Annotated in this window: 10 protein-coding genes and 2 tRNA genes; 5 read left to right on the plus strand and 7 right to left on the minus strand. The window is 60.6% G+C overall.

The features are described 5' to 3' along the window. Nucleotides 1-99 precede the first annotated feature (99 nt). Nucleotides 100-174, minus strand: a tRNA-Gly gene (locus tag M2366_RS14490). Nucleotides 175-212: 38 nt separating this feature from the next. Then, a tRNA-Tyr gene (locus tag M2366_RS14495) sits at nucleotides 213-297 on the minus strand. Nucleotides 298-556: 259 nt separating this feature from the next. Here M2366_RS14495 and coaA point away from each other — a divergent pair. Further along, nucleotides 557-1,495: a type I pantothenate kinase gene (coaA, locus tag M2366_RS14500; RefSeq protein ID WP_005897673.1), complete on the plus strand. Its 939-nt coding sequence runs from the start codon at nucleotides 557-559 to the stop codon at nucleotides 1,493-1,495. A gap of 53 nt (nucleotides 1,496-1,548) precedes the next feature. On the opposite strand, the gene birA is transcribed toward coaA, so the two are convergent. Next, entirely contained in the window at nucleotides 1,549-2,514 is a 966-nt protein-coding gene (gene birA / locus M2366_RS14505; protein ID WP_259270049.1) for a bifunctional biotin--[acetyl-CoA-carboxylase] ligase/biotin operon repressor BirA, read from the minus strand. Next, on the minus strand, nucleotides 2,511-3,548 hold the full coding sequence (gene murB, locus M2366_RS14510) for a UDP-N-acetylmuramate dehydrogenase (RefSeq protein ID WP_259270050.1): 1,038 nt from the start codon (nucleotides 3,546-3,548) through the stop codon (nucleotides 2,511-2,513). The genes birA and murB overlap by 4 nt, the downstream gene beginning before the upstream one ends. Before the next feature lie 409 nt (nucleotides 3,549-3,957). Here murB and M2366_RS14515 point away from each other — a divergent pair, with 409 nt between their 5' ends. Both M2366_RS14515 and M2366_RS14520 read left to right on the plus strand, forming a co-directional pair. Beyond that, on the plus strand, nucleotides 3,958-4,611 hold the full coding sequence (locus M2366_RS14515) for a TrkA family potassium uptake protein (RefSeq protein ID WP_042039944.1): 654 nt from the start codon (nucleotides 3,958-3,960) through the stop codon (nucleotides 4,609-4,611). Beyond that, a complete protein-coding gene (locus tag M2366_RS14520) occupies nucleotides 4,608-5,966 on the plus strand; it encodes a TrkH family potassium uptake protein (RefSeq protein ID WP_259237190.1) in 1,359 nt (452 codons plus the stop codon). The genes M2366_RS14515 and M2366_RS14520 overlap by 4 nt, the downstream gene beginning before the upstream one ends. Before the next feature lie 65 nt (nucleotides 5,967-6,031). Here the strand turns inward: M2366_RS14520 and M2366_RS14525 are convergent, their stop codons facing one another. Next, nucleotides 6,032-8,029, minus strand: coding sequence for a DNA topoisomerase III (locus tag M2366_RS14525; protein WP_259237189.1), 1,998 nt, complete (start codon nucleotides 8,027-8,029; stop codon nucleotides 6,032-6,034). Between the two features lie 384 nt (nucleotides 8,030-8,413). Between M2366_RS14525 and M2366_RS14530 the strand changes: the two genes are divergently transcribed. Together M2366_RS14530 and torA are read left to right on the plus strand one after the other, a co-directional pair. After that, nucleotides 8,414-9,544 (plus strand): NapC/NirT family cytochrome c, encoded by a 1,131-nt coding sequence (locus M2366_RS14530; protein ID WP_259270051.1) that lies wholly within the window; start codon nucleotides 8,414-8,416, stop codon nucleotides 9,542-9,544. A 22-nt stretch (nucleotides 9,545-9,566) separates the two neighbouring features. Further along, the gene (gene torA, locus M2366_RS14535) at nucleotides 9,567-12,047 is read left to right on the plus strand and encodes a trimethylamine-N-oxide reductase TorA (protein ID WP_224431761.1); all 2,481 of its coding nucleotides are present in this window, start codon (nucleotides 9,567-9,569) and stop codon (nucleotides 12,045-12,047) included. Between the two features lie 266 nt (nucleotides 12,048-12,313). On the opposite strand, the gene M2366_RS14540 is transcribed toward torA, so the two are convergent. Beyond that, the gene (locus M2366_RS14540; RefSeq protein WP_042039939.1) at nucleotides 12,314-12,775 is read right to left on the minus strand and encodes a hypothetical protein; all 462 of its coding nucleotides are present in this window, start codon (nucleotides 12,773-12,775) and stop codon (nucleotides 12,314-12,316) included. A 132-nt stretch (nucleotides 12,776-12,907) separates the two neighbouring features. Next, nucleotides 12,908-14,257 (minus strand): sensor histidine kinase, encoded by a 1,350-nt coding sequence (locus M2366_RS14545; RefSeq protein WP_042039938.1) that lies wholly within the window; start codon nucleotides 14,255-14,257, stop codon nucleotides 12,908-12,910. Nucleotides 14,258-14,272: the final 15 nt, after the last annotated feature.

Below are 14,272 nucleotides of genomic sequence, written 5' to 3' on the forward strand. Positions count from 1 at the left end.
ATTGGGTGGGGAAGAGAAGCGGGTACTGACAGGCCGATTTGAACTGCCGACCTCACCCGAGGCATGGCTCCTGGCATTGCCTGAGCCATATCAGCATCTTGGAGCGGGCAGCGGGAATCGAACCCGCATCATCAGCTTGGAAGGCTGAGGTAATAGCCATTATACGATGCCCGCATTTCTCTAACCCAAAGCACTCAAACCGCAGAGAAATATGGTGGAGGGAGAAGGATTCGAACCTTCGAAGGCAGAGCCGTCAGATTTACAGTCTGATCCCTTTGGCCACTCGGGAACCCCTCCGTACTCGATTGTCACAACGGTAATTCTGCTTGCACCCGTTGCTTTGTCGCCTTTGCCTGGCAAATGGACGACAGACATCTAAGCGTCGCGCATTTTATTGTAAGGTTTTTAGCGATGCAACTGTTGCGGTTGGCAAAATGGCGATTATTGCCATGTTCCCGCCAAAAAAACGGCCCTGCCCTCACGATCCCGACGCGTCCCTTGTCGCTCTCCCCCCCTTGGTGTATGGTCGCCCTGCCCCAAAAACAGTGATGAGCCCATGACGACAGAGCACAATCCCTATCTGCAATTCACCCGCGAACAGTGGGCTGTGTTGCGCGATGCGGTCCCCCTGACCCTGACAGAAATCGATCTCAAAACCTTGAGAGGCATCAACGAGAAGGTGTCACTGCGGGAAGTGGAGGAGATCTATCTGCCGTTGTCACGGCTGCTCAATCTCTACGTCAAGGCCAAGCAGCGCCGTAGTCGGGTGCTGGAGCAGTTTCTCGGCCAGTCCAGGGGCAAGGTGCCTTATGTGATCAGCATTGCGGGCAGTGTGGCGGGGGGCAAGAGCACCACGGCTCGTATCATGCAAGCCTTGCTGGAACGCTGGCCCGAACACCCCAGGGTCGAGCTGGTCACCACTGATGGTTTCCTCTATCCCAACAAGGTGTTGGAAGAGCGTGGGCTGATGCGCCGCAAAGGCTTCCCCGAATCCTATGATATCCGTCGCTTGGTGGAGTTTGTTGCCAACATTCGCGCCGGTCACGAACGGGTCGAGGCCCCCGTCTACTCTCACCTCATCTATGACGTATTGCCCGATGAGACCAAGGTGGTGGAGCAGCCAGACATCTTGATCCTGGAGGGGCTCAATGTGTTGCAAAGCGGCATGGATTACCCTCAGGAGCCGCATCGGGTGTTTGTCTCCGATTTCGTCGATTTCTCCATCTATGTGGACGCCGATGCCGAGCTGTTGCGCACCTGGTATATAGAACGCTTCCTCAAGTTTCGCAGCGGCGCCTTCTCGGATCCTGACTCCTACTTCCACCATTACGCCCAGTTGGCCGAGAGCGAAGCGACCCGGATTGCCAGCAACATATGGCAAGAGATCAACCACCTGAATCTTGAAGAGAACATACTGCCCACCCGGGAGCGGGCCAACCTGATCCTCACCAAGGGTGCAGAGCACGCCATCGAGCAGATCAAGCTGCGCAAATAGCGAGAGGGGGCCAACGCCCCCTCTTTCCATTTCGGCAAAGCACAGTGTTCGCCTCAGTCCCCACGGCGCAGCGACAACTCCCCACCCAGATAGAATTTGATCCCTTCAGCGGTTTCCAGCCGCAAGGCGCCGCGATCATCGATGCCGCGTTCGATGCCACGGATCTCTTGTTCCCCCATCAGCAGCCGCACCGGTCGACCCGCGAAGTGATCGAGCCTGTTCCAGTCAGCAACGAAGTCGCCGAGGCCCGACTGCTCGAACCTCGCCATGGCCTGCTGCAGCGAGGTGATGATCCTGGCGGCCAGCAGGTTACGATCGAGCAGTTCCGGCTGGATATGGCGCAGCTCGGCCCAGGCCTGATCGATCTTCTCCCCCTCCCGCTCCGGCATGGCTAGATTGAGGCCGATGCCGATCACCAGATTGCAGCTCGCACCCGCGCTGCCGCTCATCTCCACCAGAATGCCTGCCAATTTTCGGCCTTGATAATAGAGGTCATTCGGCCATTTCAGCTCGACCCCGTGATAGCCGAGGGATTCGAGCGCCTCGACCACAGCCACCCCGACCGCCAGACTCAGGCCCATGGCCGCCGCCATCCCCTGCTCGAGCCGCCAATACATGCTGAGCAGCAGCTGACAGCCAAAGGGGGAGACCCAGGGCTTGCCGCGACGGCCCCGACCCGCAGTCTGGCACTCGGCCAGGCAGCATTCGCCGGATCTCAGACTCGCCACCCGATCCAGCAGATATTGGTTGGTAGAATCGATGACGTTGTAGACATGGACGGGGGCCAGCGGTATCGCCGATTGCAGCTGTGCCTGATCGTAAAGGGCAAGGGGACAGGCGAGCCGATAGCCCTTGCCCGTCAGGCTGAACAAGTCCAACCCCAGTCCCTTGAGGGCCGCCATGTGTTTGCTGATGGCGGCGCGGCTGATGCCAAGCTGTTCGCCAAGCTGTTCGCCGGAATGGAACTGGCCATCGCTGAGCAGGCCGATCAGGGTTTGTCGAATGGGCGTCAGGCTCATAGCAGCACCTCGTCGAGGCAAGTCTCGCCACGGGCGCCCATGAAGCGCACCTCATGCTCGAGCAGGACACCGAAGCGCTGCTGCACACTCTCACGCACATGAGCGGCCAGGGCGATCAGCTCGACGGCGCTCGCGCCGCCCCGATTGACCAGTACCAGGGCTTGCTGACCATGAACCTGGGCGCCGCCGATGGCGAACCCCTTGAGTTCACACTGGTCAATCAGCCAGCCCGCGGCCAGCTTGCACAGCCCCTCTCCTGCCGGATAAACGGGCAGAGTGGGCCAGGTCGCCTTGAGGCGTTCAGCCTGAGCTACGGGCACCACGGGGTTCTTGAAGAAGCTGCCGGCATTGCCGAGCACGGCCGGATCAGGCAGCTTGGCCATGCGGGTGGCACAGACCACATCGAAGATAGCCTGTGCACTCGGCGCCTCACCCAGGGCGCCGAGGGGGCCATAGCCGAGCACAGGCACCCAGGCCTTGGGCAGCGCCAGTCCCACCGCGATGATCAGGTGACTGTCCTGATAATCATGCTTGAAGATGCTGTCGCGATAGCCGAACTGACAGGCATCGGCGGGGATCCGCTCCTGCTCGCCGGTGTGCCAGTTGAAGGTATCCACATGGCGGCAGAAGGAGGCAAGCTCGACGCCGTAGGCACCGATGTTCTGCACCGGTGCGGCACCCACCGTGCCCGGGATCAACGCCAGATTCTCCAACCCCGGCATGCCCTGGGCCAGGGTGTGGCAGACCAGCTGGTGCCAGGATTCACCGGCGGCCACCTGCAACAACCAGTGATCGCCACCATCCTCTACCTGAATGCCGAGCAGGCGGTTATGCACCACCACGCCGTCGAAATCACAGGTGAACAGCAGATTGCTGCCGCCTCCCAGTATGAGTCGGGGCAGCCCCAGAAATTGAGGATCGGCGGCCAAGGATGGCAACTCATCCACCTGATGGATCTCGGCCAGCCAGCGGCAGTGAGCCTGAAGGGAGAAGCTGTTGAGGGTGGACAAGTCGGCGTGGGCGGTGAGTTTCATCTGCGGATCCCGGCAATAACAGGCCGCCAGTCTACCTCAACTCGATAGATGACGAGAAATCCCCCGCACCATTGTCCACCGCCCCCGGTGATAACAGGCCCTCAAACTACCCTCAGCTCGACACATGACGAGAAATCCCCCGCACCATTGTCCGCCGTCCCCGGTGATAACAGGCCCTCAAACTGCCCTCAACTCGATAGATGACGAGAAATCCCCCGCTCGATTCCCCCTATTCCCCGGCAATGGCTGGCCCTCAAACCCCCTTCAATTCGATAGATGACGAGAGATCCCCTCACCCATGGCGACCCATAAAAGCCCCCGGATCCCGGCTCTCGATGAATAATGCCCCTCTTTGCGGACTCACTCGGCTGGTTTAGAGTAGGCAAATCGCTCTCCTGAGGAAGTACTCATGAATAACCAATTTGCCGTCATCGGCCTGGGGCTGTTTGGCACGGCGCTGTGTGAAGAGCTGGAACGCCAGGATGCCGAGGTGCTGGCCATCGACATTGACGAGGTGAGAACCCGTCAGGTCGCCACCTTCTGCAGCCATGTGATAGTGGCAGACGCCACCGACGAGAATACCGTCGCCGAGCTGGGTCTGGCCGAATACGACATCGTCTTCGTCGCCATAGGTGACAGCCTGGAGACCAGTATTCTCACCACCCTCGTCCTCAAAGAGGCCGGCGTGAAGAAGGTGTGGGTCAAGGCCCGCGACAAGTTCCACGCCAAGATCCTCAAGAAAGTGGGCGCCGACAAGGTGATCAACCCCGAGTGGGACATGGGCCGCCGCATTGCCCAGAGCATGTTTGATACCCGGCTGGTCGATTATCTGGAGCTGGGTCACGACATGGTGCTGACCGAGTTCGTGATTGGCCTGCAGCTCAACGATCGCACCCTGGCCAATCTCGATCTGCTGCAGCAGACCGAATTCCAACTGCTGGCCATCAAGCGGGGCCAGGTGCTCCATAACGTGCTGACCGGCACCATGACACTGGCCCTCGGCGATATTCTGATCCTGGCTGGCAACAAGCACGCCATCGACCGCTGGCTGGACAAGCAATGAGCTCTCTCTGGCGCGACACCTATACCTTTGCCATACGCCCGGATACCGAGTCCCGCTGGAACGAACCCAAGCTCATCCTCGGCAGCTTCCTGATCATATTGCTGATAGGGACGCTGTTTCTGGTACAACCTTCCAGCCACAAAGGCGACGTCACCTTCATCAATGCCCTCTTTACCGCGACATCGGCCATCAGCGTGACCGGGTTGGGGGTGGTCGATACCGGCAGTGCCTTCACCCTGCAGGGCCAGCTCTTCCTGCTGGTGTTGATGGAGATCGGCGGGCTGGGACAGATGACCATGACGGTGCTGCTGCTGGCCCTGCTCAGCAAGCGCGTCGGCCTTCGCCAGCAAGTGCTCGCCAAGGAGGCTCTCGGCCAGGGGGGGTCAATCAACATAGTGCGGCTGGTCAAACGGATCATTCTCTTTGCCTTCCTGGCCCAGCTGATCGGCACCGCCATCATGGCCTTTCGCTGGGTGCCTGAGATGGGCTGGGCCCACGGTCTTTATGTCAGTTTCTTCCATGCCGCCTCGGCCTTTAACAATGCGGGCTTCTCGCTGTTTGCCAACAACCTCATGGACTACCGAGACGATCCTCTGATCAGTCTGACCGTCTGTGCCCTGCTGATCCTGGGTGGCATCGGCTTCACCGTCATCATGGATCTGGTGCGTACCCGCCGACTGCGCAGACTCAAACTGCACAGCAAGCTGATGCTGGTGATGACCCCCGTCCTGCTGTTGATCGGAACCCTGATGTTCTGGCTGCTGGAGCGAGGCAACCCGGCCACCCTGGGCGGTCTTAGCCTGGGCAACCAGTGGCTGGCCGCCTTCTTCCAGTCCGCCACCGCCCGTACCGCCGGTTTCAATACCCTGGATCTGGGCCACTTCACCTCAGCCTCCCTGCTGTTCATGATGATGCTGATGTTTATCGGCGCAGGCACCACCTCCACCGGGGGCGGTATCAAGGTCACCACCTTCGCCGTGGTGATATTGGCCACTCGCGCCTTCCTCACCAAGCGTCCCCACATCACCGCCTTTGGCCGCACCATAGCGCCCCACGTCGTGACCCGCTCCCTGGCCATCATCATCGTCAGTGTGATGGTACTGATGCTGGCCATGTTCCTGCTGATGATCACCGAAGACCTTCCCTTCGATCGCATCATGTTCGAGACCATCTCCGCCTTTGCCACCGTGGGGCTCAGCACCGGGATCACGGCCCAGCTCAGCGAGCCGGGCAAGCTTATCCTGGTGATGGTGATGATATGCGGCCGTTTGGGTCCCCTGACCCTGGCCGTCATGCTGGCCAGGCCGAGCGAGACCCGCATCAAATACCCGGAAGAGAACGTACATACCGGCTGACAGCTAAATAATGAAAAGAGCGGCAAAGTTGCCGCTCTTTTGCCTAATTCAAATGTTCAAAGTTATTACTTTGCCATTTTTTCCCACTTTGATACCAACTCACGACCTATCGATTTAGCGGGGATCAACGATGACTTTTTATTATTCTTCGCCGATATGGAGCCATTTTTGCGGCGAGTAAAGCGTCCCTTTTTGACCCCTGCTGGCTCCTGAGGCAGGGCGCTAAAATCGGCGCCGGTGTTGTGGCGGGCACCGTCGATCAGCTGATGCAACTGCGCCGTCAACGGATCCATAAACTGCTGATAGCTGCCATGACGTTCGGCGATCTGACTCAGGCTCTGCTCCCAAAGCGCCGTCATGTCAGGGGTAGTCGCACTATCCGGCAGCGCCTGCACCAAGGCCCGGCCAGTAGCGGTCGCCTTGATACTCTTGCCCAGGCGATGCAGAAACTGGCGCTTGAACAGCAGATCGATGATGCCTGCCCGGGTTGCCTCCGTACCCAAGCCATCTGTGTCCCGCAGGGTCTTGCGAATGTTGGGATCCTGCACGTAACGGGCGATGCCGGTCATGGCGGCAAGCAAACTGGCATCGGTGAACGCCTTGGGTGCCTGAGTCATCTTCTCCAGCAGTTCGCCTCGCTCACAGTGCAGCGTTTCTCCCTGGCGCAGGGCTGGCAGCGTGCCCACCTCTTCCTCATCATCCTCTTCAACCCCGAGCAGCGCCTTCCAGCCAGCCTTCAGAATGCGTCTGGCCTTGGCCTGGAAGAGGCCACCTTCGATGCGCAGCAACACCCGGCTGTCGTTGTACTCAAACGGCGGATAGAACTGCAGCAGATACTGGCGCGCCACTAGGGCGTAGATCTTGTTCTCATCCGCCGACAGTGTACCGGCGTTGCCTCGTTTCTCGGTCGGAATGATGGCGTGATGGGCATCGACCTTGGCATCATTCCAGGCCTTGCTGCGCAGGCTTCCCTTCGCCTGTGCGACGGCGCCCGCCAGGGGCGGCGCCGTCGCGGCAATGGCCTCCCGCACCCGGCCGGCCCTGTCGTAGTGCTCGGTCGGCAGATGACGGCTGTCAGATCTGGGATAGGTGATGAGTTTGTGTCGCTCGTACAGACTCTGGCAGATGTCGAGCACCCGCTTGGCGTCCATGCCAAAACGCTTGGCGGCATCGATCTGCAGGCTGGAGAGGTTGTAAGGCAGTGGTGGCGCCTGTTTGCGGGCCTGCTCTTCCACCTCCTCGACCAAGGCAGGTTTGCCTTCAATCCGTCGTACCACGTTTTCCGCCAGGGAGCACTTCAATACCCTGCCCTCTTCATCTTGCCAGGGCTGGCAGGCCTCGGACGGCAGCCACTTGGCCGTAAAACTGTCGCGACTCTGCGTCATCAGGTGCGCCAGCACCTCGAAGAAGGGTTTGGGGACGAAGGCATCTATCTCCAGGTCCCGGCGCACCACCAGCCCCAGCAAGGGGGTCTGCACCCGGCCAACCGACAACAGGGCGCTGCAACCGGCCTTGCGACCAAGCAGGGTATAGGCGCGGGTCATGTTGATACCATAGAGCCAGTCGGCGCGGCTGCGCGCCAGGGCAGAGACGGCCAGCGGCACGAACTCCTTGTTATCGCGCAGGGTTTCCAGGGCACGGCGCACGGCAGGCGGATTGAGATCGCTGATGAGGCAACGCTGCACGGGTTTGTGCTTGGGGTAACCAAGGTGAGCTATCACCTCATCCACCAGCAGCTGCCCTTCCCGGTCCGGGTCACCGGCATTGACCACACAATCGGCTCGCTTGATCAGGCCCTTGATGGCGGTGAGCTGGCTACGGGTCTTGGGCTTGGCCACCAGCTGCCACTGCTCGGGGATGATGGGCAAAGGCTCCATACGCCACTGTTTGTAAGCGGCGTCATAGGCGTCGGGCTCCGCCTGCTCCAGCAGATGGCCGATGCACCAGGTCACCACATCCCCCTGGGCTGTCTCTATGAATCCATCCCCCTTGATGTGGGGCTTGGGCAGCACATCGGCGATGGCTCGTCCCAGACTGGGTTTTTCCGCGATGAAGAGTCGCATGGCTGACGCCCTGAATACTGTATATGTAGCCAGTATACCCAGCCAAACAGCAAAGCCCAAGTCCGGCCAGAGCGGCCGAGCCGAACCTTGACGCGCCTCCTCCAGCAGAAGTTCCTCCCTCCCTGAACTAGGCTGCTAATGACCGTGCTTGGCCAATACGGCGCCTCAACGGCTGTTGTCCCCCATTTGGCAGTCTTTGCCGCAGAGTCCAGATAGGCGAAGGGAAAGCAGGACTCATTTGTGAAAAATATTCAAAAATCTTTTATGCTATGAATTAAGAAACAGAAAAATAACGACTTTTTGGATTTTGCAATGATGGGTGTCAAGCTTTGACATCGGCCAAACTACTACCATATGGGTATTAATAACCTAGGAACTGCCACCATGCTTGGATCTCTTCTCAAGAAAACCTGGTTCTGGCTCCTGCTGCTCGGGGCCTTGCTGGGCGTCGCGGCACTGGGCGTCACCGCCACCATACTGCACAAGACCAGCTCGACCGAATTCTGCGTCTCCTGCCATTCGATGCAGACGCCGCTGGCCGAGTATCAGGGCAGCGTCCACTTCCAGAACAGCAAGGGCATACGCGCCGAGTGTGCGGATTGCCATATCCCGGGGGATCCTACCTCTTACCTGTGGACCAAGATCCGCGCCGTGAAGGACATTTACCACGAGGCGATCGGCACCCTGGATACTCCGGAAAAGTATCAGGAACGCAAGCTGTTGATGGCTCAACACGTCTGGGATGAACTCAAGGCCAACGACTCGGCCACCTGCCGCAGCTGCCACAGTTATGAGGCCATGGACATCCTGGCCCAGCGCCCCAACGCCCGTGCCGAACACCCGGTCGCCATCAAGGAGGGGCAGACCTGCATCGATTGTCACAGGGGCGTGGCTCACATCATGCCGGACATGAGCGGTCTGGCCGCCGCCGGAGCGAGCGAACTGGCTCAGGCTGCCGCCAAGACTCCCGCTGATATCACCACCCGCTACGCCATCGCGACCACGCCACTGTTCATGGATGCCAAGAGCGATGCCAATCAGGGCAACCTGATGCCTTCGACCCAGGTGCAGATCCTCGGCAGTGACAACGGCCGCGCCCAGGTCGAGATCGCCGGCTGGCAGCAAGATGGCGTCGCCGACGTCTTCTACGCCGCTCCCGGCAAGCGCATCCTGAGTGTCCTGCTCGGTGATGAGGCCAAGCAACAGCTGGTCACAGGAAAGAGTGAGACCGATGCCAGCACCAATCTTACCTGGCACCAGGTCAAGCTGACCGCCTGGGTCGACCAGAGCCAGCTCATCGGCGATCAGGACAAGTTGTGGCAGTACGCCTCCTCCCTGATGTCCGCCAACTGCACCGGCTGCCACGGCCTGACCGCCCTGGATCACTTCAATGCGAACCAGTGGATAGGCGTCATCAAGGGCATGGAGCCCCGCACCTCCCTCACTCCCGAGCAGGCGCGCATGTTGACCCAATACGTGCAAAAACATGCCAGTGACATGAATTCGGCCCTCTAAGGCAGGACACTAAGGAATTGTTATGACTCTTTTCAACGATACAACCGCCAACCTGTCCCGCCGCCGCCTGCTCAAGGGCCTGGGGGCCTGTGCCGCCCTGCCCCTGCTCGGCGGTCTCTTTCCCAAGACGGCACTGGCCAGTGCCATCAGCACGGCGCTCGATCAGTTCACCACCCTGGTCCCGGCCCAGAAAGGCATCTTGACCGGGGCCCACTGGGGTGCCTTCGAAGCCATCGTCGAAGATGGCCGCATGGTCAGGGTTCAGCCGGTGGCCGATGATCCGGCCCCGAACGAGCTGATCGACATGGCCCCCTATCAGGTTCATGCCAAGAACCGCATCAAGTCCCCCATGGTCCGCAAGAGCTGGCTGGAACATGGCCCCGGCGCCAGCCCCGAGCTGCGCGGTGCCGATGAGTGGGTCAAGGTGAGCTGGGATAAGGCCATCGAACTGGTCGCGGGCGAGATCAAGCGGGTGCAGAGCGAATTCGGCCCCCAGGCCATCCACGCCGGCTCCTACGGCTGGAAGAGTGTGGGCCTGTTCCACAACAGCCGCACTCTGCTGCACCGGCTGATGAACCTCTCCGGTGGCTTCACCGGCTACGCGGGTGACTACTCCACCGGGGCGGCCCAGGTGATCATGTCCCATGTGATGGGCTCCATCGAGGTGTACGAGCAACAGACTGCCTGGCCCAATGTGGTCGAGCATGCCGAGCTGGTAGTGCTCTGGGGGGTCAATGCCCAGGTCACCCTGAAGAACAGCTGGAACATGCCGGATCACGAAGGCCAGGCTGGCTTCAAGGCACTCAAGGAGAAGGGCACCCGGGTCATCACCATCGATCCCGTCTACAACGAGACCGCCAAGCTGCTCGGCGCCGAGTGGCTGGCTCCCAATGCCTACACAGATGTCGCCATGATGCTGGGGGTGGCCCATAGCCTGTACAGCGCCAAGAAGCACGATCAGGCCTTCCTCGATCGCTACAGCAGTGGCTTCGACAAGTTCCTCGACTACCTGCTTGGCAAGACGGATGGCCAGCCCAAGAGCGCCGAGTGGGCGGCGGCTATCTGCGGGGTCGATGCCAAGCAGATCACACAGCTTGCCCTGGACATGGCATCCAAGCGCACCATGATCATGGCGGGCTGGGGCATGCAGCGTCAGCACCATGGCGAGCAGCCAAACTGGATGCTGGTCACCCTGGCCGCCATGCTGGGCCAGATTGGCTTGCCCGGTGGCGGTTATGGTTTCAGCTATCACTACTCCTCGGGGGGCAGCCCGACCGCCAAGGGCGGCATACTGTCCGGCATATCCGCCGGAGAAGCCCCCAAGAATAGCCCCGCGCCCATCCCGGTGGCTCGCATCGCCGACTGCCTTGCCAACCCGGGCAAAACCATCGATTTCAACGGTCGCAAGGTCACCTACCCGGACGTCAAGTTGGTCTATGTGGCCGGTGGCAACCCCTTCCACCACCACCAGGACACCAACAACCTGCTGCAGGCATGGCGCAAACCCCAGACGGTGATAGTGCATGAACCTTACTGGACAGCGACCGCCAAGCACGCCGACATAGTGCTGCCGGTCACCACCAGCTATGAGCGCAACGATCTGGAAATGGGAGGCGACTACTCCCAGCGTTATGTCTTCCCCATGCACCAGTGCGTGCCGCCTCAGCACGAGTCGCGCAACGACTTCGACATCTTCCGGGCCGTTGCCGCCAAGCTGGGGCTGGAAGAAGCCTATACCGAGGGCAAGGACGAAACCCTCTGGCTCAAGCAGATGTATGACGCCATGGCCGCCCAGGCCCGGGGTGCCAAGGTGGCACTGCCACCCTTCAGCATGTTTTGGGAGTCGAACAACTATGTACGCTTCCCCATCCCCGAGGCGAACAAGCAGTGGATCCGCCATGCCGATTTTCGCGAGAACCCACTGCTCAACCCGCTCGGCACCCCGTCAGGCAAGATAGAGATCTTCTCCAATACCATCGATAAGATGGGCTATGCGGACTGTGCGGGTCATCCCAAGTGGTTCGAGCCCAAGGAGTGGAAGCAAGGCACGACAGCGGCTCAATACCCGCTGTCGCTCAACACCTCGCACCCGACTCAGCGTCTGCACTCCCAGCTCGACAACACACCGCTGCGCGAGAAGTTCGCGGTGGCCGATCGAGAGGCCATCATGATACATCCGGACGATGCCAAGGCCCGGGGTATCGCGGATGGCGACCTGGTCCGCGCCTTCAACGGTCGTGGTCAGATCCTGGTGGGTGCCCTGCTCTCCAAGGATGTGCGACCCGGGGTGGTACGCATCTGCGAAGGGGCCTGGTTCGATCCGGCCGAGCCTGGCAAGGCTGGCGCCCTGTGCAAGAACGGCAACGTCAACTGCCTCACCTTCGATGAAGGATCGTCGAGCCTGGCCCAGGGCAACTGTGGTCATATGGCTCAATTGCAGATAGAGAAGTTTGTCGGCACCGCGCCAGCCAATACCGCCCATGCCGTGCCAGCCAACGCCTGAGTTCTGACTAGATTTACCAACACAAACGGCGCCATCAAGGCGCCGTTTTCTATTGTGAACCGTGACACGCGGCAGCCCCTCTCAACTCGCTGACGGTGACCCGAAGTGCTGGCAGGATGACTTAGAAATCCCCTTCCACCATGTACTCTTCCGCGCATTCCACTAAACGTGAGTGGCCAGAGACACTGGCCAGATGAAACTTAGAAGTCCCCTTCCACCATGTACTCTTCCGCGCATTCCACTAAACGTGAGTGGCCAGATGAAACTTAGAAGTCCCCTTCCACCATGTACTCTTCCGCGCACTCTACTAGCTGGGGCCAGAGCTCTTCCGGTACCCAGGCCTCGGGGTCATCTTCGTCACCATCATACTGGGTCCAGAAGTAGGCGCGCAGCCCGCTGGCAAAGTCATCGCTGATCTCGGCCAGCTCGGAGAGCGGCCCCAGCCAGGCGATGCGGCGCAGGCCGCTGGCCAGATCGTTGATGGCATCGATCAGACTCCGGTTATCCGGGTTCTGCTCCACCAGCAGGGTGAAGCGCTCGCGGGCGCTCTCGGTCTGATCCTCCTCCAGCTCGCCCGCATCGGCCAGCAGGTCGATAAAGTCCTCCAGCAGGAACTCGATCAGGTGGCCTCGATCTTCAAACCACTGGATCTGGGCTCCCTTCCGGCCCAGCAACGAGGCATCGAACGAATCATCAAGATGGCACAGTGCCCATGGATCGTCGGTCATGAATCTCTTCCTCAGGCATTCATAGATGCCACATGGTAAACCCGACCCGGTCCCCTCGCCACTCAGGCTGACAGGGCCCGCTTCGGGCATGGATAAAGGGGGTGAACCCGTGATGTGTCAGGGGGGAGGTGACTAACCGTCGACCCGTGCCACCTTGGGCAGCGAGAGGGAAGCCGCCAGCCCCCCCAGCTCGGCACGGCCCATGATGAGGCTGCCACGATAGGCCTCAGCCAGATCGGACACTATATTGAGGCCGAGCCCGGAGCCGGGCACCTTCTCGTCCAGCCGCACTCCGCGCAGCACGGCGCGGGTTATCTGATCTTCTGTCATGCCGGGGCCGTCGTCCTCGATGCGCAGGCTGATCCAGCCCCCCAGCTCGGCGCTGGAGACCCGTAACTGCCCCGCCGACCACTTGTAGGCATTCTCCAACAAGTTGCCGACCATCTCATCGAAATCCTGCTCTTCCACTCCCACCGCCAGATTGGCAGGCACCTGCAGATCCAGGGTGCGCCCCGGATAGAGGCGAGAGAAGGCGCGGCAGATATATTCCACCCGGGCACGCACCGGGGTCGAGACTCCCAGCACCTTGGACGCCCCGGTCACCCGCGCCTTGCCGAGGTGGTAGTCGATATGGCGCTGGATCTGATCGAGCTGCTCCTGAATGCCCCCTTGCTCCTCTGGCGGCAACTGGGAGAGCTGATTGCGCATGATGCTGAGCGGCGTCTTGAGGGCGTGGGCCAGGTTGCCCGTATGGGCCCTGGCACGCTGCAGCAGTTCACCATAGTGATGCAGCAAGCGGTTGATGTCCTCGACCAGGGGCTGGATCTCCAGGGGATAACGCTGCCTGAACCCCTCCTGATGGCCCTGATGCACCCGCACCAGCTCGCGGCGCAGCAAGTGCAACGGGCGCAGACCGTAAACTATCTGGAAGGCAAAGCCGAGCAACAGCCCGGCAGCGGCAAACCCCAGACCGAGAAACAGGCCGATACGAGTCTTGTGCAGCGTCTGGGTCAGGGCCGTACTGTCCTTGGCCATCACCAGGGTGAACACCTTGTCGGAGCCCGGCAGCAACACATTGCGGGTCATGATCAGCAAAGGTTCCTGATTGGGGCCCTTTCCAACAAAGAGATCCGGATCGCCAAAAGCTGACTTGAGGTGGTGGCTCTTGAGGTTGGCATCCCAGAGCGAGCGGGAGCGGCTGACGATCTGCTCCCCCAGCTCCAGCTGCCAGTAGTAGCCGGAATAAGGCTGCCGGTAGCGGGGATCCGCCATGGGTTCGGTGACGGCAGGCAACCCTCCCTGCTGCACCTCAATCCGCGCCAGCAGATCGTAGAGTTGCAACCTCAGGCTGTCGGCCTCGGCCTCCTGCCAATAGTTGCGCATCATGGTCTGCAGGCTAAAGCCGGTGGCCGAGAGGAAGAGCCCGCACCAGATGAGGGCGATGACCACCAATCTGCCCCGCAGGGTACGCACCAGACTCATCCCCTCTCCCGCCTG

It is taken from the genome of Aeromonas sp. BIGb0405, from assembly GCF_024807335.1.
Classification (GTDB): Bacteria; Pseudomonadota; Gammaproteobacteria; order Enterobacterales; family Aeromonadaceae; genus Aeromonas; species Aeromonas rivuli.